This window comes from Bradyrhizobium sp. CCBAU 51745 (genome assembly GCF_028128715.1).
Lineage (GTDB): Bacteria > Pseudomonadota > Alphaproteobacteria > Rhizobiales > Xanthobacteraceae > Bradyrhizobium > Bradyrhizobium manausense.
In genome coordinates this window covers 79,707-99,199 of sequence record NZ_LBJP01000007.1, presented here as the reverse complement: position 1 = coordinate 99,199, position 19,493 = coordinate 79,707, and the positions used below count along the sequence as shown (strand labels likewise).

18 protein-coding genes are annotated in these 19,493 nt (G+C 63.6%); 13 read left to right on the top strand and 5 right to left on the bottom strand.

The annotated features are described in order from the left end of the window. Positions 1-109 precede the first annotated feature (109 nt). Positions 110-652 (top strand): methylated-DNA--[protein]-cysteine S-methyltransferase, encoded by a 543-nt coding sequence (locus XH98_RS07755; RefSeq protein WP_271598989.1) that lies wholly within the window; start codon positions 110-112, stop codon positions 650-652. A 119-nt stretch (positions 653-771) separates the two neighbouring features. Here XH98_RS07755 and XH98_RS07750 read toward each other — a convergent pair whose 3' ends face one another. Both XH98_RS07750 and XH98_RS07745 read right to left on the bottom strand, forming a co-directional pair. Beyond that, the gene (locus XH98_RS07750) at positions 772-2,316 is read right to left on the bottom strand and encodes an acyl-CoA synthetase (RefSeq protein WP_271618277.1); all 1,545 of its coding nucleotides are present in this window, start codon (positions 2,314-2,316) and stop codon (positions 772-774) included. A gap of 194 nt (positions 2,317-2,510) precedes the next feature. After that, complete coding sequence (locus tag XH98_RS07745; RefSeq protein WP_057746782.1) at positions 2,511-3,683, bottom strand: acetyl-CoA C-acetyltransferase; 1,173 nt, start codon at positions 3,681-3,683, stop codon at positions 2,511-2,513. Between the two features lie 229 nt (positions 3,684-3,912). Between XH98_RS07745 and XH98_RS07740 the strand changes: the two genes are divergently transcribed. From XH98_RS07740 to XH98_RS07705, 8 genes are all read left to right on the top strand, one after another. After that, positions 3,913-4,491: a TetR family transcriptional regulator gene (locus XH98_RS07740; protein WP_245316859.1), complete on the top strand. Its 579-nt coding sequence runs from the start codon at positions 3,913-3,915 to the stop codon at positions 4,489-4,491. Between the two features lie 55 nt (positions 4,492-4,546). Beyond that, positions 4,547-5,305, top strand: a complete 759-nt coding sequence (locus XH98_RS07735) for an SDR family NAD(P)-dependent oxidoreductase (RefSeq protein ID WP_220002309.1) — start codon at positions 4,547-4,549, stop codon at positions 5,303-5,305. A gap of 180 nt (positions 5,306-5,485) precedes the next feature. Further along, positions 5,486-6,292 (top strand): enoyl-CoA hydratase/isomerase family protein, encoded by an 807-nt coding sequence (locus XH98_RS07730; RefSeq protein WP_271598985.1) that lies wholly within the window; start codon positions 5,486-5,488, stop codon positions 6,290-6,292. A 44-nt stretch (positions 6,293-6,336) separates the two neighbouring features. After that, positions 6,337-8,208 carry an AMP-binding protein gene (locus XH98_RS07725; RefSeq protein WP_271618276.1) on the top strand — a complete coding sequence of 624 codons (1,872 nt, stop codon included), beginning with the start codon at positions 6,337-6,339 and terminating at the stop codon, positions 8,206-8,208. Between the two features lie 150 nt (positions 8,209-8,358). Next, complete coding sequence (locus tag XH98_RS07720) at positions 8,359-9,486, top strand: acyl-CoA dehydrogenase family protein (RefSeq protein ID WP_271618275.1); 1,128 nt, start codon at positions 8,359-8,361, stop codon at positions 9,484-9,486. A 123-nt stretch (positions 9,487-9,609) separates the two neighbouring features. After that, on the top strand, positions 9,610-10,851 hold the full coding sequence (locus tag XH98_RS07715; RefSeq protein ID WP_271598982.1) for an acyl-CoA dehydrogenase: 1,242 nt from the start codon (positions 9,610-9,612) through the stop codon (positions 10,849-10,851). Positions 10,852-11,016: 165 nt separating this feature from the next. Beyond that, a complete protein-coding gene (locus XH98_RS07710; protein ID WP_271618274.1) occupies positions 11,017-12,261 on the top strand; it encodes an acyl-CoA dehydrogenase in 1,245 nt (414 codons plus the stop codon). A 126-nt stretch (positions 12,262-12,387) separates the two neighbouring features. Further along, positions 12,388-13,101, top strand: a complete 714-nt coding sequence (locus XH98_RS07705) for a nitroreductase (protein WP_271618273.1) — start codon at positions 12,388-12,390, stop codon at positions 13,099-13,101. 76 nt (positions 13,102-13,177) lie between these two features. Here XH98_RS07705 and XH98_RS07700 read toward each other — a convergent pair whose 3' ends face one another. Continuing rightward, positions 13,178-13,726 (bottom strand): sigma-70 family RNA polymerase sigma factor, encoded by a 549-nt coding sequence (locus XH98_RS07700; protein WP_083513939.1) that lies wholly within the window; start codon positions 13,724-13,726, stop codon positions 13,178-13,180. Continuing rightward, positions 13,726-13,959 (bottom strand): NepR family anti-sigma factor, encoded by a 234-nt coding sequence (locus XH98_RS07695; RefSeq protein ID WP_220002316.1) that lies wholly within the window; start codon positions 13,957-13,959, stop codon positions 13,726-13,728. The genes XH98_RS07700 and XH98_RS07695 overlap by 1 nt, the downstream gene beginning before the upstream one ends. A gap of 222 nt (positions 13,960-14,181) precedes the next feature. Between XH98_RS07695 and XH98_RS07690 the strand changes: the two genes are divergently transcribed. After that, positions 14,182-14,988 carry a response regulator gene (locus tag XH98_RS07690; protein WP_057742550.1) on the top strand — a complete coding sequence of 269 codons (807 nt, stop codon included), beginning with the start codon at positions 14,182-14,184 and terminating at the stop codon, positions 14,986-14,988. 67 nt (positions 14,989-15,055) lie between these two features. Here XH98_RS07690 and XH98_RS07685 read toward each other — a convergent pair whose 3' ends face one another. After that, on the bottom strand, positions 15,056-15,910 hold the full coding sequence (locus XH98_RS07685) for a TonB family protein (RefSeq protein WP_271618272.1): 855 nt from the start codon (positions 15,908-15,910) through the stop codon (positions 15,056-15,058). Between the two features lie 178 nt (positions 15,911-16,088). Here XH98_RS07685 and XH98_RS07680 point away from each other — a divergent pair, with 178 nt between their 5' ends. The 3 genes from XH98_RS07680 (at position 16,089) to htpG (ending at position 19,409) form a co-directional block, all read left to right on the top strand. Then, on the top strand, positions 16,089-16,688 hold the full coding sequence (locus XH98_RS07680) for a nuclear transport factor 2 family protein (protein WP_271618271.1): 600 nt from the start codon (positions 16,089-16,091) through the stop codon (positions 16,686-16,688). Between the two features lie 278 nt (positions 16,689-16,966). Further along, positions 16,967-17,398: a hypothetical protein gene (locus XH98_RS07675; protein ID WP_271618270.1), complete on the top strand. Its 432-nt coding sequence runs from the start codon at positions 16,967-16,969 to the stop codon at positions 17,396-17,398. Between the two features lie 133 nt (positions 17,399-17,531). Then, positions 17,532-19,409, top strand: a complete 1,878-nt coding sequence (gene htpG, locus XH98_RS07670) for a molecular chaperone HtpG (RefSeq protein WP_271618269.1) — start codon at positions 17,532-17,534, stop codon at positions 19,407-19,409. Positions 19,410-19,493 lie beyond the last annotated feature (84 nt).

Below are 19,493 nucleotides of genomic sequence, written 5' to 3'. Positions count from 1 at the left end.
TGTGCAAGATTCCCGGAAACCGGGTGGATCGCAACTATTTCCAAGCTTAGATTTAGGCCGAGAACACAATGGGGGCATGCGAGAAGGACGCAAGCTCAGGAACCAAGTCATGACCGACCAGCATTTTGCCCTGTTCGACACCAGGATCGGCCTCTGCGCCATCGCCTGGGGCCCGCGCGGCATCAACGGCACGCAGCTGCCGATGGGCGGCGAGCAGAAGATCCGCACCCGCATCAGCCAGCGTCATGCCGACGCCACCGAAGCCGAGCCGACACCTGAGGTGCAGCACGCCATCGACCGCATGACAAAACTGCTCGCGGGCGAGCACGACGACCTCACCGATATCGAGCTCGATCTCGACGGCGTGCCCGAGTTCAACCGCGGCGTCTACGAGATCGCCCGCGCCATCCCGCCCGGCAAGACCATCACCTATGGCGACATCGCCAAGCAATTGGGCGGCGTGCAGCTGTCGCGCGACGTCGGCCAGGCGCTCGGCCGCAATCCGTGCCCGATCGTCGTGCCCTGCCATCGCGTGCTCGCGGCCGGCAACAAGCCCGGCGGCTTCTCGGCAAATGGCGGCGTGGTGACGAAGCTGAAGATGCTCGAGATCGAAGGTGCCCTTGTGAACCACACGCCGAGCCTGTTTGATTGAGGCTCCTTGCGCTGGAATCGTAGGGTGCGCCAAGCGAAGCGTGCCTACCTGTCGGTCATAATCGGGAGAGATGGTGGGCACGGCGCTTTGCGCCTTTGCCCACCCAAAAAGACCCCGCGCTAAATCTTCGCCACCGTCTTCGGCCAATACCGGTCGCGTAGATGCCGTTTCACCAGCTTGCCCGTCGGCGTGCGCGGCAGTTCAGCTTCGAAATCGATCGAGCGCGGGCACTTGATGGCGGAGAGACGCGTCTTGCAATAGGCGATCAGCTCCGCCTCGAGCGCCTTGCCGGCGCGCTTCATGTCGTGCGGCTGCACCACGGCCTTGACCTCTTCGCCCATCTCCTCGTTCGGTACGCCGAACACGGCGACGTCGGCAACCTCGGGATGGGTGATCAGCACATCCTCGGTCTCCTGCGGGTAGATGTTCACCCCGCCCGAGATGATCATGTAGGACTTGCGATCGGTGAGATAGAGGAAGCCGTCCTTGTCGAGATAACCGACATCGCCGAGCGTCGACCAGCCCTTGGCGTTGTAGGCCTTCCTCGTCTTCTCTGGATCATTGTGATAGGTGAAAACAGGCGCATCGGCGAAATAGACCGTACCGATCTCGCCGACCGGTTGCTCCTCGTCGTTCTCGTCCAGGATCTTGATCTTGCCGACCACGGCGCGGCCGACGCTGCCGCGATGCTCCAGCCATTGCTGCGAATTGCAGACGGTGACGCCGTTGCCTTCCGAGCCCGCGTAATACTCGATCAGGATCGGCCCCCACCACTCGATCATTTTTGCTTTGACGTCGACCGGGCAGGGTGCGGCGGCGTGGATCGCGCCCTTCAAGGTCGAGACATTGTACTTGGTGCGGACCTCATCCGGCAGCTTCAGCATGCGCACGAACATGGTCGGCACCAGCTGCGATTGCGTGACCTTGTATTTCTCGACGAGCTTCAAAAAGTCCTCGGCGTCGAAATGTTCCATGATGATCGAGGTGCCGCCGAGCACGATCGCCATCATGTTGAAGCGCAGCGGAGCTGCATGATAGAGCGGCGCCGGCGACAGATAGGTGCTCTCGGCGTTCATGCCGCACATGTCGGCGCAGAGCACCCGCAGGAACGCGTTCGGCACGTCGATCTTGTTACCCTCGAAGGCTTTCTTGATCCCCTTGGGTCGACCCGTCGTACCCGATGAATACAGCATGTCGTAACCGGCGACCTCGTCCGCGATCGGCGTGATCGGCTGCTCTGAAGCTTCCTTGTCGTAGGAGCGGAAGCCGGGCAGCGGTTCGTCGACCATGTAGAAGATGGGCTCGCCCGGCTTGCCCTTGATCAGGTCCTTGATCTGCTCGGCGCATTTCGGCGTGGTGATCACGACCTTGGCGCCGCAATCGCCGATGATGTAGTCGATCTCGTCCTGCTTCAGATAGCGGCTGATCGCGGTGTAATAGAGCCCGCTGCGTTGCGCCGCCCAGCAGATCTCCATGAAGGCGAGGCGGTTTTCCATCAGCAACGCGATGTGATCGCCGGCCTTCAGCCCCAGCGAGCGGAACAGCTGCGCGCCCTGGTTCGAGAGCTCGTCGAGTTCGCGATAGGTAATCGCCTTGCCGGTCCCGGCCATCTGGTAGGCGATCTTGTTTGGCGTGATACGCGCGTAGATGGAGGGGTGAGTCATGAAGTTGGTCTCGCAAAACCAAGGGTGTCATCCCGGCGAAGGCCGGGATCCATAACCACAGGCCCCCATTGTTGAAACGAGATGTAGCTCCCGCGTTGCATAACCACGGACTCCTGTGGCTATGGGTCCCGGATCGGCGCGCGCTTGTGGCGCGCTTGTCCGGGACGACACCGTTTGTGTAGCGACGCCTCGGCCTACAGCCGCTCCACAATCGTCACATTCGCCATGCCGCCGCCTTCGCACATGGTCTGCAGACCATAGCGCTTGCCGCGCTGGTGCAGGGCGTGAACCAGCGTCGTCATCAGCTTGGTGCCGGAGCCGCCGAGCGGATGGCCGAGCGCGATGGCGCCGCCGTTGACGTTGAGGCGGGCGGGATCAGCGCCGGTGGTCTTCAGCCAGCCTGTCGGCACCGAGGCGAAGGCCTCGTTGACCTCGAACAGGTCGATGTCGTCGATCGTCATGCCGGCCTTGTCCAGCGCCTTCTTGGTGGCGTGCAGCGGCGCATCGAGCATGATGACGGGATCGCCGCCGGTCATGGTCATGTGGTGGATGCGTGCGAGCGGCTTGACGCCGAGCTGCTTGAGGCCGCGCTCGTTCACCACCATGACGCCGGAGGCGCCGTCGCAGATCTGGCTGGCGCTGGCTGCGGTGAGCTTACCGTTCTCGGCGATCAACTTGACGCCCTTGATGCCCTCGAGCGTGGCATCGAAGCGGATGCCCTCGTCGATGTGGTGGGTATCCTTGGAGCCGTCGGCTCTGACGATCTCAAGCGGCACAATCTCCTTCTTGAAGTGGCCGGCTTGCGTCGCTGCGATCGCGCGCTGATGGCTCTGGAACGAATATTCGTCGAGATCATCCTTCGACAGGCCGTACTTCTCGGCCATCATCTCGGCGCCCGTGAACTGGCTGAACACGATGTTCGGATATCTCTTCTCGATGCCGGGGCTCTTGTAATTGCCAAAGCCGTTCTTGGCCGGGAGCTGTGACGACAGGCCCATCGGCACGCGCGTCATCGATTCCACGCCGGCCGCGATCACCACGTCCATCGTGCCGGACATCACGGCTTGCGCGGCGAAGTGCAATGCCTGCTGCGAGGAGCCGCATTGGCGGTCGATCGAGGTGCCGGGCACGCTCTCCGGCAGCTTCGAGGCCATGATCGCGTTGCGCGCGACGTTGTTGGACTGCTCGCCGACCTGCATCACGCAGCCCATGATCACGTCCTCGACCAGGGCCGGATCAACCTTGGTGCGATCGACCAGCTCGTCCAGCACCTTCGCGGCCAGATCGGCCGGATGCCAGCCGGCGAGGCGGCCCCCCTTGCGCCCGCCGGCGGTCCGCGCAGCGGCGACGATGTATGCCTCGGCCATTTCGGTCTCTCCCAGGATTGTTCTGAATTGGGTTGTGGGGGTTTTAAGGGGTGGGCTATGATTTAGTCAATCGATCAATTAACTCTTGTGGGGAGGCGCTGCTTGGGCTTATCTGCGGCCCGCCTCCAGCGGCCAAACAGGGATCTCCGTGGCTACCAGCGTACCGAACAGGCTCCCGAGCGGTAAGAATTCCACGGCAGAGAAATTGCTCGTGGCCGCGAGCGAGCTGATGATCGAACGCTCGTCGATCGAGATCTCGCTGTCCGACATAGCCCAGAAATCCGGCGCCAACGCCGCGCTGGTCAAATATCATTTCGGCAACAAGGACGGCCTGCTGCTGGCGCTGCTCGCGCGCGATGCCGCGACCGAAATGTCCAACCTCGAATACCTTCTGGCGCAGCCGATCACGGCGACGGCGAAGCTGAAGCTGCACATCGCCGGCATCATCCGCGCCTATCACCGGTTCCCCTACATGAACCGGCTGATTCACTATCTCCTGCATGAGAGCGAGGCGGGCTCTGCCGACGAAGTGTCGAAGTTTTTCGTCGCGCCATTGCTCGACTTTCACCGCCGGCTGCTCGCTGAAGGCGTCAGCCGCGGCGAGTTTCGTCAGACCGACCCGGTGCTGTTCTACACCAGCCTGATCGGCGCCTGCGATCACCTGTTCTTCGGCCGGCACGCGATGTCTCGCGCGACCGGCGTCGGCCCGGTCACCGAGGAAGTCTGCCGGCAATACATCAAGCACATGGAAACGCTGATCTGCGGCGGCATCCTCACACAAGCCGGGGAAGCTGCAGCTGCCGGATAATCCGGTCGAAACTTTCAAGTCTAGAGAAGAAACGCCCAAGGAAAGGTAGATTGCGATGGAATTGAAAGACGTAGCCGTTCTCATCACCGGGGGTGGTTCGGGTCTCGGCGAAGCCACGGCCCGCGCCATGGCGGCCAAGGGCGCCAAGATCGGCGTGATCGACCAGAACAAGGAGAACGCCGAGAAGGTCGCTGCGGAAGTGAAGGGCGTCGCGCTTCATGCCGACGTCACCAGCGAGGAGCAGATCAAGGCGGCGATCGCGAAGGCGGAAGCCGCGCATGGTGTCGCCCGCGTGCTGATGAACTGCGCCGGCATCGGCGGTTCACAGCGCATCGTCGGCCGCGACGGCGTCTACCCGCTGGAAAAGTTCGCGCGTATCATCAACGTCAACCTGATCGGCACATTCAACTGCCTGCGTCTGTTCGCCGAGCGTCTCGTCACGATCGAGCCCATCGGTGAAGAGCGCGGGGTCATCATCAATACGGCGTCGGTGGCCGCCTATGAAGGCCAGATCGGTCAGATCGCCTATTCGGCCTCGAAGGGCGGGGTTGTCGGTTTGACTTTGCCTGCCGCGCGCGACCTCGCCAGCCAGAAGATCCGCGTCAACACCATTGCGCCCGGCCTGTTCTTCACGCCGCTGCTGATGGGGCTGAACGAGGAAGCCCGCAAGAGCCTGGGCGCCCAGGTGCCGCATCCCTCCCGCCTCGGCGATGCCAAGGAATACGGCGCGCTCGCCGTGCACATCGTCGAGAACGCGATGCTCAACGGCGAGACCATCCGCCTCGACGGCGCCATCCGTATGGCTCCGCGGTAGGTACTTTCTTCCTTCTCCCCTTGTGGGAGAAGGTGGCGCGAAGCGCCGGATGGGGGGTTTGCATCCGCGGAGACAGACCCTCACCCAAGCGAGTATGCGGCTAGCGATCTACATGCCCTCTCCCACAAGGGGAGAGGGCGCAGCAATCGGCGCCGCGACCCGCGGCAAGTACGAGGCCTCATGTCCCAACCGCTGCTGATCGAGCATGATGACGGCGTCGACCGGGTGACGCTCAATCGTCCTGATAGTCTCAATGCGCTCGATCCTGCCCTGATTGATGCGCTCAATGTTTACTTCCAGGGACTGCAGCGCAACCGCGACACGCGCGTGGTCGTGTTGAAGGGCGCCGGCAGGAATTTCTGCGCAGGCCTCGATCTCAAGGCCGCGATGGCGCGGCGCGCCGGGCAGCACGAGCCGCCTGGTGTCACGGAGTCGCTGGATTCGCAGCGGCGCATCGCCGATATCGTGATGCTGATGCGGCGCTGTCCACAGCCGATCCTCTCGCTGGTGCAGGGCGCGGCGGCCGGCGGTGGCTTTGCACTGGCACTTGCGTCCGACATCCGCATCGCGGCGAGATCCGCGCGGATGAACTGCGCCTTCATCAAGCTTGGCCTCGGCGGCTGCGACATCGGCACCAGCTATTTCCTGCCGCGGCTCGTCGGCGTCTCCGTGGCATCGGAGCTGATTCTGACCGGACGTTTCATCGGCGCCGAGCGCGCGCTTGCGGTGGGACTTGTCTCGGAGGTCGTCGACGAGGACAAGCTTGATGCCGCGGCTGAGCCCTACATCGATGCGATGATGACCGCGTCACCCGTGGGGCTACGGCTATCAAAGGAATGTCTCAACATGAGCGTCGATGCGGGATCGCTGGAAGCGGCGATCGCGATGGAGGACCGCAACCAGGTCCTGTGCAGCCGCTCCGAGGAATTTTCGGAAGGCATCAGGGCCTTCCTTGAGAAGCGAAAGCCTGTCTATATCAAGCGCTGAGACGAGAACGATCCGTAAAGGACAGTAATTCCGGGAGACGCAAAATGAGTGGAAGCGCGGCAGCGGTGATGGCGAGGCCCGCCTTTCGCAAGGTCGAGTGGCTGGCACGCGATATCGATGTCGAGCGCCGCGCCGACGGCACGGTGGTGCTGAAGTCGCGCATTCCGTTGCAGGCCTATGAGAAGCATCTTCCGGCCTCGCTGGCAAAATGGGCAAGGGAAGCGCCCGAGCGGATCTGGCTCGCGCAGCGCGGCGGCCCGAAGCGCGACTGGCGAAAAGTCTCTTATGGCGAAGCCAAGCGGACCGTCGATGCGCTGACGCAGGCACTGCTGAATCTCGAACTCGATGGGCGCCCGGTCGCGATCCTGTCAGGCAATTCGATCGAGCATGCGCTGATGACGCAAGCCGCGATGCAGGCGCGCGTCCCGGCAGCGCCGGTGTCGCCGGCCTACTCGTTGATGAGCCACGATCACGTCAAGCTGAAATATTTGTTCGACCTGATCAAGCCGGCTGTCGTGATGGTGCAGGACGGCCCGACCTTCGAGAAGGCGCTCAGGGCGATCGACCTAACCGGCGTCACGGTCGTTCACGTGGTGCGGCCCTGCGAGGGCGTCAAGAGCGTCAGTTTTGCCGAACTTGCCGCGACGCCGGTGACCAGCGACGTTGAGGTATCGATCGCCGAGATCACGCCCGACACCATCGGCAAGCTGCTGTTCACGTCGGGCTCGACCGGCATGCCCAAGGCCGTCATCAACACGCAACGCATGATGTGCGCCAATGCGGCGATGATGATGCAGGTGCGGCCGCGCACGCCTGGCGGTCCGCTACCGGTCGTGCTCGACTGGATGCCGTGGAATCACACGATGGGCGGCAACGCCGCCTTCCATCCAGTGCTGATCGACGGTGGTACGCTCTATATCGACGACGGCCGGCCAGTGCCGGGTCAGCTGGAAGAGACCATCAGGAACCTGCGCGAGATCTCGCCGACCTATTACGCCAACGTGCCCGCCGGCTACGCCGCACTCGCCGCTGCGATGGAGAAGGACGACGCGCTGTGCCGCTCGTTCTTCAAGAACCTGTCGATCATGGCCTATGGCGGCGCGCGGCTGCCTGATGATCTCTACGACCGCATGCAGGCGCTCGCGGTGAAGACCACCGGCGAGCGCATCGTGTTCTACACCGGCTGGGGCTCGACCGAGACCTCGCCGACCTCGACCGGCACCTATTGGGACACCGAACGCGTCGGCCTGATCGGCCTGCCGTTCCCCGGCGTCGAATTGAAGATGGTGCCATGCGGCTCGAAATACGAGCTGCGGCTGCGTGGCGTCAACGTCACATCAGGTTATTTCGGCCAGCCCGATCTGACGAACAAGATGTTCGACGAAGAGGGCTTTTACTGCATCGGCGATGCCGGCATCTTCGTCGACGACAACGATCCGGTGAAGGGCATCATCTTTGCCGGTCGCGTTGTCGAGGACTTCAAGCTCACCACCGGCACATTCGTGCATGTCGGCTCGCTGCGCACCGACGCGATCGCGGCCGCGACGCCTGTCGTGCATGACGCGCTGGTCGCGGGTCAGGATCGCGCCTTCATCGGGCTCCTTGCCTGGCCGAATCTGCATGCCTGCCGGCAGCTCGTCGGCAATGCCGAGCTCAGCTTCGAGGATGCGGTGAAGCATCCCGCGGTGATCGCGTGCTTCAAGCGCGGGCTGCAGGCCCATAACAAGGAATGCGAGGGCGCCAGCAGTCGCATCATTGCGCGCGCGATGCTGATGGCCGAGCCGCCTTCGATCGACGGCAACGAGCTTACCGACAAGGGCTACATCAACCAGCGCGCCGGCCTCGAGCGCCGCGCGGCGCTGGTGGAGCGGCTTTATGCGGACAAACCGGATCAGGACGTGATCGTGCTGCGATGAGTGCGACTGAATTCGTCATTCCGGGGCGCGCGCGGCGCGAAGAATCCATCGGGCCCAATACGCGCGGCAGAATGGATTCCGGGCTCGCGCCAAGCGGCGCGCCCGGAATGACGGTCTCAATGACAACGAATAACCGAGGGTAAGCCCGCCATGAACTTCGATTTCTCCGACGACCAGAAGCAGCTCCGCGACCAGGCGCGCAAATTCCTCGCCGAGAAATGCTCGCCCAAAGCCGTGCGCGTCGTGCTCGATGGCAAGGCGCCGTACGACAAGGAACTCTGGAAGGGGCTCGCCGAGATGGGCTTTCTCGGCGTCGCCATCCCCGAGGAGTTCGGCGGCGCCGGCGCCGGCCATCTCGAGCTTTGCGTGATCGCGGAGGAGATGGGCCGCGCCAATGCGCCGGTGCCGTTCTCCTCGACCGTCTATCTTGCCGCCGAAGCGCTGCTGATCGCCGGCAGCGACGCGCAAAAGAAGAAGTGGCTGCCCGCGATCGCGTCGGGCGAGGCGATCGGCACGCTGGCGCTGTTCGAGGGCAAGGGCAATCCCGCGCCGAAGAATGTCAAGCTGACGGCCGCGAACGGCGTGCTCAACGGCGTCAAGAAGCCGGTCGCGGACGGCGCGATCGCCGACTTCGCGGTGGTGGCCGCGCGTACTGGTTCGGGCGGGCGCGACAGCGATATCTCGCTGTTCCTGGTCGATCTTAGGGACGGCGGCGCTGAGGTGAAAAGCCTCACCAATCTCGATCCGACCCGCGGGCAGGCGGAAATCACTTTCAAGGACTGCAAAGCGGAGCCGCTCGGTTCGGCTGGGGAGGGGTGGAGCATTCTCACCCGGATGCTTGACCGCGCCGCCGTGCTGTGTGCGTTCGAGCAGGTCGGCGGCGCAGACCGTGCGCTCGAGATGGGCCGCGACTACGCGCTCGACCGCATCGCCTTCGGCCGCCAGATCGGCTCGTTCCAGGCGATCAAGCATATGCTCGCGGACATGTATGTCTCGGCGACGCTGGCGCGCTCCAACAGCTATTACGGCGCCTGGGCACTCTCGACCAACGCGGCTGAATTGCCGGAGGCGGCCGCCGCCGCGCGCATCAGCGCGACGCAAGCGTTTCAGCATTGCGCCAAGAACAACATCCAGGTTCACGGCGGCATGGGTTTCACCTGGGAGTTCGATTGCCACATGTACTACCGCCGCGCCAACGCGATGGCGCTCGGGCTCGGCAGCCTGTCCTATTGGGAAGACCAGCTGATCGACCGCATGCGCAGGAAGAACGCGGCGTAAATTCTTGTGGTCATTCCGGGGCGCGCGAAGCGCGAACCCGGAATCTCGAGATGGGTCGATAACCTCTGGATTCCGGGTTCGATGCTTCGCATCGCCCCGGAATGACGGAAGAGAGAAAGAGACATGAACTTCGACGACACCCCGCAGGAGGCCGAATTTCGCGCCACCGCCCGCGCCTGGATCGGCGCCAACGCGCCGAAGCAGTACGAGGAGGAGCTGCGCAAATCCTCGCTCGGCCGCACCGTGCTCAAGAACGCAGACATTCTCGAGGTCGCAAAGGCTTGGCAGAAGAAGAAGGCCGACGCGGGTTGGGCCTGCCTGCATTGGCCAAAGGAATATGGCGGCCGCGGCTCATCGCCGATCGAGCGCGTGATCTGGCAGCAGGAGGAAGGGCCGTTCGGCCAGCTCTCCCGCATGTTCATCATCGGCCACGGCATGTGCGGGCCGACCATGATGGCGTTCGCGCGTGAGGAACATAAGCGCACTTATCTGCCGCCGCTCGCCTCCGGGGAGAAAGTGTGGTGCCAGCTGTTCTCCGAACCGGCCGGCGGCTCTGATGTCGCGGGCCTGCGCACGCGCGCCGAAAAGGACGGTGACGACTGGATCATCAACGGCCAGAAGATCTGGACCTCGGGCGCGCATTATTCCGATTATGGCATTCTGCTCACCCGCACCGATCCCACCGTGCCCAAGCACAAGGGCCTCACCATGTTCTTCCTGGACATGAAGAGCCCGGGCGTCGAGGTGCGGCCGATCAAGCAGGCGAGCGGCGCCTCCGATTTCAACGAGGTCTATTTCACCAACGTCCGCATCCCCGATCACCAGCGCCTCGGCGAGGTCGGCGACGGCTGGAACGTGTCGCTGACCACGCTGATGAACGAGCGCAGCGCGATCGGCGCGGCCGTCTCGACCGGTTTCCCGGAGCTGTTCGAATATTGCTCCAGCCTGATGCTCGACGACGGCCCTGCCATCGAGAATCGCGCGGTACGCTCGAAGCTGGCGAACTGGGCGGTGAAGGCGAGCGGGCTGAAATACACCAGCATGCGCGCCATCTCCGCGTTGTCGCGGGGTGAGCGACCGGGGCCGGAAAACTCCATCGGCAAGCTGGTCGCGGGCTCGATGATCCAGGACGTCGCGACTTACGCGCTGGATCTGCAAGGCGCGAGCGGCGTGGTCAGCGGCGAGGATGCCGAGCTCGCCGGCCGTTTCCAGGCGATGTTGCTGCGCGCGCCGGGCACGCGCGTCGAAGGCGGCACCGACGAGATCATGCGCAACATCATCGCCGAGCGGGTGCTGGGCCTGCCCGGCGACATCAGGGTCGACAAGGACGTGCCGTTCAACAAGATCCCGACGAGGGGAAGATGAGTTCGAATCGTAGGGTGGGTTAGCCCTGCGACTGCGCGAAGCGCAGAATCGTAGGGTGGGCAAAGGCGCGGTACGCGCCGTGCCCACGAATTCCATCGAGGGAAAGTGGTGGGCACGCTTCGCTTTGCCCACCCTACGCACCGCGCAAGGATAGAGAGGTTCGCCATGAATTTCGACGACACCCCGCAGGAAGCCGCATTCCGCGAGACGGCGCGCCAATGGATCGCCGCCAATGCGCCAAAGGAGTTCGAACAGGAGCTGTCTAAATCCTCGCTCGGCCGCATCAGTCTTGCCAGACACGACATGGTCGAGGTCGGCAAGGCCTGGCAGAAGAAGAAGGCGGAGGGCGGCTGGGCCTGCCTGCACTGGCCGAAGGAATATGGCGGCCGTGGCGCGAGCCCGATCGAGCGCGTGATCTGGCAGCAGGAAGAGGGCGTCTATGGCAAGCTGACGCAGCCGTTCCAGATCGGCGAGGGCATGTGCGGCCCGACCGTGATGGCCTGGGGCAGCGAGGACGCCAAGCGCCGGTACCTGCCGAAGCTTGCATCGGGCGAGGAGATCTGGTGCCAATTGTTCTCCGAACCGTCGGCCGGCTCCGACGTCGCGGGCTTGCGCACCCGCGCGGAGAAGAAGGGTGACGTCTGGGTCGTCAACGGCCAGAAGATCTGGACGTCGGGTGCGCATTATTCCGACTATGGCCTGTTGATCGCGCGCACCGATCCGAACGTGCCCAAGCACAAGGGCCTCACCATGTTCTTCCTGGACATGAAGAGCCCCGGTGTCGAGGTGCGGCCGATCAGGCAGGCCAACGGCATGCAGGAGTTCAACGAGGTCTATTTCACGGATGTGGTGATATCAGACAGCCAGCGGCTCGGCGCCGTCGGCGAAGGCTGGAGCGTGTCGCTGACCACGCTGATGAACGAGCGCATGTCGATCGGGGCACGGCTTGCGACCGGCGTGCCCGAGATGTTCGAGTTCTGCTCCAACCTGATGCTGGAGGATGGTCTGGCCATCGACGATCCCGCGGTGCGCTCGAAGCTCGCCAGCTGGGCCGTGAAGTCGAGCGGGCTGAAATACACCAGCTACCGCGCCATCTCGGCGCTGTCGAAGGGCGAGCGGCCGGGACCGGAGAATTCGATCGGCAAGCTTGTCTCGGGCATGATGCTCCAGGACATCGCGACCTATGCCATGGACCTGCAGGGCGCGGCCGGCGTGCTCACGGGCAGCGACGAGGAGACGGTGCACGGCCAATTCCAGCAGATGCTGCTGTCCTCGCCCTCGATGCGCATCGCCGGCGGCACCGACGAGATCCTGCGCAACATCATCGCCGAGCGCGTGCTGGGATTGCCGGGCGACATCCGCGTCGACAAGGATGTGCCTTACAACAAGATCCCGACCAAGGGGCGGTGATCTGGCCAAGGAATCGTAGGGTGGGCAAAGCGAAGCGTGCCCACCATATGCTGATGTGCCGGGGAAGGTCTGTCGGTGGGCACGGCGCGATGCGCCTTTGCCCACCCTACGGGAGCGAGCAAATTGATGGATGCCAAAGTACCCAAGGCCCGCTACGCGAGCGAAGACCGCATCGGCGTGCTCGAAGAGCTGCTCAACGAGCGCTACTCCGTCCGCGCCTTTCTGCCCGGGGAAGTCGACCGCGCCACCATCGAGCATGTGCTGACGACGGCGCAGCGCACCGCGTCCTGGTGCAACAGCCAGCCCTGGCAGGTGGTCATCGCCAGCGGCGAGGCCAAGGAGCGCTTCCGGCAAGCGATCTACAAGGAAGCCTCGAGCGGCCTTGGCGACGACTATGATTTCACGCCGCCGCGCGAATATGCCGGCGTCTATCTCGAGCGCCGCCGCGAGAGCGGCTTTCAGCTCTACAACACGCTCGGGATCGCCCGCGGCGACAAGGCGGCCTATGCAAAACAGGCGCTGGAGAATTACAACTTTTTCGGCGCCCCCCATGTCGCGATCATTCACACCCATGAACCGCTCGGCATCTACGGGGCCATCGACTGCGGCGCCTATGTGTCGAATTTCATGCTCGCGGCGCAGGCGCTCGGGCTCGGCACCATCCCGCAGGCCGCGCTGGCGCGCCATTCCGGCCTGATCCGCCGCCACTTCAATCTGCCTGACGATCGTCGCGTCGTCTGCGGTATCTCGTTCGGCTATGCGGATCATGCGCACAAGGTCAACAGCTACCGCACCTCGCGCGCGAGCGTTGCCGACACCGTGACCTTCGTCGAGACGTGAGCCGGACGCGTGCAAAGACGGCCGCGCAAACGGCCGCCTTCGCGAGCTGTCGCCTTGAGCCTGGTGACGCGCGCCGCTACCCGCCGCTGCCGCCGATCACGGCGCGCACGGTTTCGTCGGGCCCGAAATCCTCGGCACCGTCGACATAGAGCAGCGCGGCGAGCTTCGAGCGCGCGCGGTTGACGCGGCTCTTGATGGTGCCGACGGCACAGCCGCAGATCGAGGCCGCATCCTCATAGGAGAAGCCGGAGGCGCCGACCAGGATCAAGGCTTCGCGCTGGTCCTGCGGAAGCTTGTCGAGCGCGCTGCGAAACTCCTCGAACTCGAGATGGGCGTTCTGCGAGGGCTGCGTCTTCAGCGTCTTGGCATAGTTGCCCTCGGCATCCTCGACCTCGCGCCGCCGCTTGCGATAGTCGGAGCGGAACAGATTGCGCAGGATCGTGAACAACCACGCCGGCAGATTGGAGCCGGGCTGGAACGAGTCGATGTTGGCGAGCGCGCGGAGCAGCGTCTCCTGCACCAGATCATCGGCGCGGTCGGCATTGCCGCTGAGCGATATGGCGAACGCGCGCAGGCTTGGCACGGCCGCCAGAATGTCGTCACGCAGGGAGTTTGTGAGAGGCATTAGTCCCTCCCAGTGTTGTCGTTGGAGCCCCCAGCCCCATTCTCGTTTGGAGACCCACCTCCCGGCGCATCAAGCTTTTTGATGAGCTCCGCGAACCGGTCCGGAACCCCCTGGCGCACCACGTCATCATACATCGCGCGCAGTTGATGGCCGATCCGGGATTGAATCTCCGGAGTGAGGCCTCCCTTGCCGGGGGTCGTGCTTTTGCTGGCTTGAGACTTGAGATCTTTCATGACCTGTTCCACGTTTCCCCGAGTTAAGTGACTGCAAAATAGAGAAGTTTTCTCAACCGGGAGCCGTTCCCTGGACGAGTTCAATTCGACGTTCGACAAAAAGTTCCCAGCCAATGGGAACTTTTCTTATGCTGAGGCGTAATCAGCCCCAGCAGGGGAACCCGGGCCTCCCCTCATATTGCCTGGTTTCTCAAGGTTGGTCCGATGATGAATGGAGTGGGGATGTCCCGTTCACAGCTCGTTGCTGAACACTTGCCGTTGCTGCGCCGGTATGCGCGCGCCCTCACGGGCAGCCAGGCTTCCGGCGATGCCTACGTCGCAGCCATGTTGGAAGCCATGCTGGGAGATCCCAGCGTGCTCGACGAGAGCCATGGCCCGCGCGCCGGCCTGTTCCGGCTGTTCACCCAGATCTGGAATTCGGTTTCGGTCAATGACGATTCCGAGGTGGCGACGCTGCCGATGCCGCCGGAACGGCGGCTGTCCAATATCACGCCGCTGCCACGACAGGCTTTCCTGCTGCTCTCGCTCGAGGGCTTTTCGGAAGAGGAAGTCGCCTTCATCCTCGGCACCGATGTGGCCGAGACGCGCCGGCTGGCCGATGCCGCCGGTCGCGAGATGGCGGCGGAGATCGCAACCGACGTGCTGATCATCGAGGACGAGACCTTCATCGCCATGGACCTCGAGAGCCTGGTGAAGAATCTCGGCCACAATGTCGTCGGCGTCGCGCGCACCCATGCCGATGCGGTGGCGCTGGCCAAGAACAAGCGGCCGGGCCTCATCCTCGCCGACATCCAGCTCGCCGACGGCTCGTCGGGCCTCGATGCCGTCAACGAATTGCTGCGCACCTTCGAGGTGCCTGTGGTGTTCATCACCGCCTATCCCGAGCGCTTCCTCACCGGCGAGCGGCCGGAGCCGGCGTTCCTGATCTCAAAGCCGTTCCAGCCCGCGATGGTGTCGGCGGTGGCGAGCCAGGCGCTGTTCTTCCAGCGCAACTCGCGCAACCGCGCGCCGAAGGCGCCGGCGGCGTAAGGAAGCCTTTGTCGAACAAGAAGACGGCGCGTCACAAGGCGCGCCGTTTGTTTGCCGGTGCCCTGCGTCAGCAGCCGCGGCAAATGCTGCGAAGCATGGAATTCATCTTGGAATCGCTCAGCCCAGGCGATTTCGCGGTCAGCTTGGCCTGATCCTCGATCCAGGATTGGAGAAATTTTTCCTGCTCCTGCGACGGCCCCAGGTTGAGCCGTGTCCCGTCGAAATCCATGAGGACGGTCACTCTCTGCAGATCGTCCTTTGCCTCGGTGGGTGGCTTGGGGAACGGCACGGATCGCTCGACCATGGCGAGGGCTGCCGCGTCCAGCGCTGCGGAGCCAGTGCTTTCAACCAAAGCGTTCGAGATCAGTTTGCCAGAACGGTCAACTACGAATGTGACGCCGGCACCGGCCCGTTGGCCAATAGCCTCTGTGGGAAACGCCCTGTGACGCCAGACATGCTCGGTGACAGCCTTGCGCCAGGCGGCCATCGAACCGGACTCCGTAGGAGTGGAGGCTGGCTCGCTCAGCAGGATCGCGATGGGCGACATCTGAAATTGGCGGCCGGTAAAGTTGATCGGCACGGTGAACAAGAACGACTCGCCCCTCAATTCCGAAGGGGGTGCCGGAAAAGGTTCAGCGCGAGCGATGATCGTGAGCGCAGCGTCGTCGAGCGCCTGCGAGCCGGTGCTTTCAGCCAGCACCCGCGAGATCAATTTGCCGGACCGGTCGATGGTAAATACGACTTTGGCGTTGCCGGTCTGCCCCAGTCCGCTGGCTGGAAAATACTTGTTACTGGCGATATGTGTCGCGATGCTTGCGCGCCAGGCTTTGGCGCTCTCGGCGGTCGCGTCAGTCTGTGCATGTGCGGGAAAAGTCGCCAGCAATCCAAGGAGCGCGACCAGTAGGGGAAATTTCATCTGCATCAATGCCGATACTAATCGCGGTGCGGTTGATTGCAAGGCTTACTGCTCGCACTGCGTTTGCATCGTTGTGGGCAATTCGAACAAACGGGCAGTCAGCGTGTGCTTGACTGCAACCTCATTGCCTCGTTGATATCTCGCGGCGACGACGCTCATCGCCACTTCAAGCCGGAGATTTCGCATGGACCAGCAGCTCCTCGACCGCCTCGCCATCCGCGATCTCGTCGAGAACTGGGCGGTCTGGCGCGATGCCGGCGACTGGGAGCGCTTTGCCACGGTCTGGCACGAGGACGGTTGGATGTCCGCGACCTGGTTTCAGGGGCCTGCGCGGGAGTTCATGCGGGTCAGCCAGGAGGGCTTTGCCAGGGGTGTGCGCATCCTGCATTTCCTCGGCGGGACCAGCATCGACCTTGCCGGCGAGCGTGCCATTGCGCAAACCAAGATGACGATCTCGCAGCGCGCCTTGGTACACGACGTGCTTTGCGACGTCGTCTGCACCGGTCGCTTCTACGATTTCCTGGAGAAGCGAAAGGGCCGGTGGGGCATCGTCCGCCGCCAGCCGATCTATGAGAAGGACCGGATCGACCCGGTCGACCCCGCCGCGAGCCTTCGCCTCGACCAGCAGGCGCTCGCCGCACTGCCCGAAGGCTATCGGCATCTCGCCTACATGCAGGAGCTGATCGGCTACAAGGTCAAGCGCGACATGCCGGGCCTGATCGGTCCCGAGGTCGAGAAGCTCTATGGTGAGGGACGGGACTGGCTGGCGGGGAAGGCCAAATAGTCTGCAGGCAAAGTGAGCACCAGACAAAAGTAAGGCGCGACTGGCATCACCACAGTCGCGCCCTACGTCGCCGGCTTATGGGGCAGGGGGGAATAGCCGGCTGTTGAGACGACTCCCGGGCACGAGAGTCGTTCCAGGCGGGCCAAAATTTTTTATGCGGCCTTTTGTGCGCTCTGGCGTGAATTTGGCACACGGTTAAGTGATCTTAACCTTTGGGAAACTCCGGTCCTCCCCTCGCGTTGTTCCCGCGATCGCCATGGGGCGAGGGACCAATAGTCATGTCACAGATTCAAAAGGTATTTTTTGGTGCCGTCGCGCTCGTCGCGACGCTTGGCGCCGTCCAGGTCGGCGCCGTGCAACTGGCTTCCGGCCAGGATCTGGCCGACCGCTGGGAAGCGGTCGCCGATCAGCCGGGCCAGACGTCGGGCCGCAACCTCGCCAGTCATAACGTCAACCGCACCAGCAAGTCAGACCGCCTCGCCGATCTGAAGCCAGCCGCAGTTCCGACTCGCACGGTCTCGATGCGGTTGAACGACCTGGCCGATACGTCCGTGCTGCTGCGGGTCCCCGCGACCACCGAGACCGGCAGCGCCAAGCCGGCGTCGTTGCTTCTGACGCCCGGTCGCAAGCCGACGATCGCCTGCGAGCCGATGGTCAGCTCCCTGACCGAAGTCGCCAAGCTGCTGCAGCCCGGTCGCTGCGTGACCTGATCGACCTGATCGACTTGGCCCTCGCGCAAAAAACGTCCTCCTGCCGGGGGGGCGGCTTTGCGCGTCCACTTGATCCGCTCTCCCATCGCGTTATATCCCGGCTTTCTCCATTTTGGATTGACCGGGTAAACGCATGACGACGTCCGATACCGCCACGCATACGCAGCCCTTCCAGGCCGAGGTTTCCGAGCTGCTGCACCTGATGGTGCATTCCGTCTATTCGGAGACCGACATTTTCCTGCGCGAGCTGGTCTCCAACGCCTCGGATGCCTGCGACAAGCTGCGTTATGAGGCGATCGCAAATCCGGCCCTGCTGGGCGAGGGCGATGCGCTCAAGATCCGTATCATCCCGAACAAGGCAGCCACGACGCTGACCATTGCCGATAACGGCATCGGCATGGAGCGGCAGGAGCTGATCGACCATCTCGGCACCATCGCCCGCTCCGGCACCAAGGCCTTCGTGTCGAAGCTGAAGGAGGCGAAGGACGGGCTTGGCCTGATCGGCCAGTTCGGCGTCGGCTTTTATTCGGCCTTCATGGTCGCCGAGAAGATCGTCGTGATCAGCCGCCGCGCCGGCGAAAGCGACGTGTGGAGCTGGACGTCGTCGGGCGGCTCCGGCTTCGAGATCGCGCGCGCCAGTGACGAGGAAGCGGCGCGCGTCGCACGTGGCACCGAGATCGTCCTGCACCTGAAGGATGATGCCAAGAAATATCTCGAAACCTACGAGATCGAGCGCATCGTCAGCGCCTATTCCGACAACATCCTGTTTCCCATCGAGCTGGTGCCGGAAGAGGGTGAGCCGCGCCAGATCAATTCGGCGAGCGCGCTGTGGCAGCGCGCCAAGTCCGAGCTGACGGCGGAAGACTACAAGAAGGCCTATCAGCAGATCGCCTCCGCCTTCGACGATCCCGCGATGACGCTGCACTACCGCGCGGAGGGGCGCTACTCCTACGCCGTGCTGCTGTTTGCGCCTTCGACCAAGCCGTTCGATCTGTTCGAGCCGAACCGTAAGGGCCGGGTCAAGCTCTATGTTCGCCGCGTCTTCATCACCGACGATGCAGATCTGTTGCCCGGCTACCTCCGCTTCATCCGCGGCGTCGTCGACAGCGAGGATCTTCCGCTCAACATCTCGCGCGAGATGCTGCAGAACAACCCGCAGCTGGTGCAGATCCGCAAAGCCGTGGCGACCCGTGTCGTCAACGAGCTCGAAAGCCTCGCCGAGAAGGATGCGGAGAATTTCGCAAAGATCTGGGACGCCTTCGGCGCAGTGCTGAAAGAGGGAATCTACGAGGATTTCGAGCGCCGCGAGAAGCTGCTGGCGCTGTCGCGCTTCACCACGACGTCAGGCGAGAAACGCGCGCTGAAGGACGTCGTCGCCGATTTCAAGCCGAACCAGACCGAGATCTATTATCTCGTCGGCGACAGCATCGAACGGCTGAAGTCCAGCCCGCGGCTGGAAGCTGCGACCGCACGCGGCATCGAGGTGCTGCTGCTGTCCGATCCGGTCGATGCGTTCTGGACCTCGATGCCATCGGAGTTCGAGGGCAAGCCGCTGAAGTCGCTGAGCCAGGGCGATCTCAATCTCGACCTGATCCCGCGCGTCGACGACAAGGACGAGGCGAAGAAGGACGAGCCTGCCGCGGACGAGGCCGCCACCATTGCGGTGATCAAGGCGGCGCTCGGCGAGCGTGTCAGCGACGTCAAGGCCTCGACCCGCCTCACCAGCTCCGCCTCCTGCCTCGTCGCCGACAGCCAGGGCCCTAGCCGCGAGCTCGAGCGCATCCTGGCGCAGCAGAACCGCGGCATGCGCACGAAGCCGATCCTGGAGATCAATCTGCGTCACCCCATGGTGACGGCGATCACCAGGGCCCAGGCCGGCTCGACGACGGTCGACGATCTCAGCCTGCTCCTGCTCGAACAAGCGCAGATCCTGGATGGTGAGCTGCCGGAAGATCCGGCAGCGTTTGCGGCGAGGCTCAACCGCCTGGTGCTGCAGGGGCTGGGCGGGTAGTGCGAGCCGCGCTCACCTTGCCGTCATTGTCCCCAGGAACAGTCGCCTCCGACGTGGTGTTGTGCCATAGGAGGGCGTCGGCGT

Coding starts and splice junctions, on each gene's coding strand:
- XH98_RS07695 (WP_220002316.1), bottom strand. CDS start 13,959: ATGAAAGATCTCAAGTCTCAAGCCAGCAAAAGCACGACCCCCGGCAAG.
- XH98_RS07705 (WP_271618273.1), top strand. CDS start 12,388: ATGGATGCCAAAGTACCCAAGGCCCGCTACGCGAGCGAAGACCGCATC.
- htpG (WP_271618269.1), top strand. CDS start 17,532: ATGACGACGTCCGATACCGCCACGCATACGCAGCCCTTCCAGGCCGAG.
- XH98_RS07750 (WP_271618277.1), bottom strand. CDS start 2,316: ATGACTCACCCCTCCATCTACGCGCGTATCACGCCAAACAAGATCGCC.
- XH98_RS07730 (WP_271598985.1), top strand. CDS start 5,486: ATGTCCCAACCGCTGCTGATCGAGCATGATGACGGCGTCGACCGGGTG.
- XH98_RS07755 (WP_271598989.1), top strand. CDS start 110: ATGACCGACCAGCATTTTGCCCTGTTCGACACCAGGATCGGCCTCTGC.
- XH98_RS07675 (WP_271618270.1), top strand. CDS start 16,967: ATGTCACAGATTCAAAAGGTATTTTTTGGTGCCGTCGCGCTCGTCGCG.
- XH98_RS07720 (WP_271618275.1), top strand. CDS start 8,359: ATGAACTTCGATTTCTCCGACGACCAGAAGCAGCTCCGCGACCAGGCG.
- XH98_RS07745 (WP_057746782.1), bottom strand. CDS start 3,683: ATGGCCGAGGCATACATCGTCGCCGCTGCGCGGACCGCCGGCGGGCGC.
- XH98_RS07710 (WP_271618274.1), top strand. CDS start 11,017: ATGAATTTCGACGACACCCCGCAGGAAGCCGCATTCCGCGAGACGGCG.
- XH98_RS07725 (WP_271618276.1), top strand. CDS start 6,337: ATGAGTGGAAGCGCGGCAGCGGTGATGGCGAGGCCCGCCTTTCGCAAG.
- XH98_RS07690 (WP_057742550.1), top strand. CDS start 14,182: ATGTCCCGTTCACAGCTCGTTGCTGAACACTTGCCGTTGCTGCGCCGG.
- XH98_RS07700 (WP_083513939.1), bottom strand. CDS start 13,726: ATGCCTCTCACAAACTCCCTGCGTGACGACATTCTGGCGGCCGTGCCA.
- XH98_RS07685 (WP_271618272.1), bottom strand. CDS start 15,910: ATGCAGATGAAATTTCCCCTACTGGTCGCGCTCCTTGGATTGCTGGCG.
- XH98_RS07680 (WP_271618271.1), top strand. CDS start 16,089: ATGGACCAGCAGCTCCTCGACCGCCTCGCCATCCGCGATCTCGTCGAG.
- XH98_RS07740 (WP_245316859.1), top strand. CDS start 3,913: ATGATCGAACGCTCGTCGATCGAGATCTCGCTGTCCGACATAGCCCAG.
- XH98_RS07715 (WP_271598982.1), top strand. CDS start 9,610: ATGAACTTCGACGACACCCCGCAGGAGGCCGAATTTCGCGCCACCGCC.
- XH98_RS07735 (WP_220002309.1), top strand. CDS start 4,547: ATGGAATTGAAAGACGTAGCCGTTCTCATCACCGGGGGTGGTTCGGGT.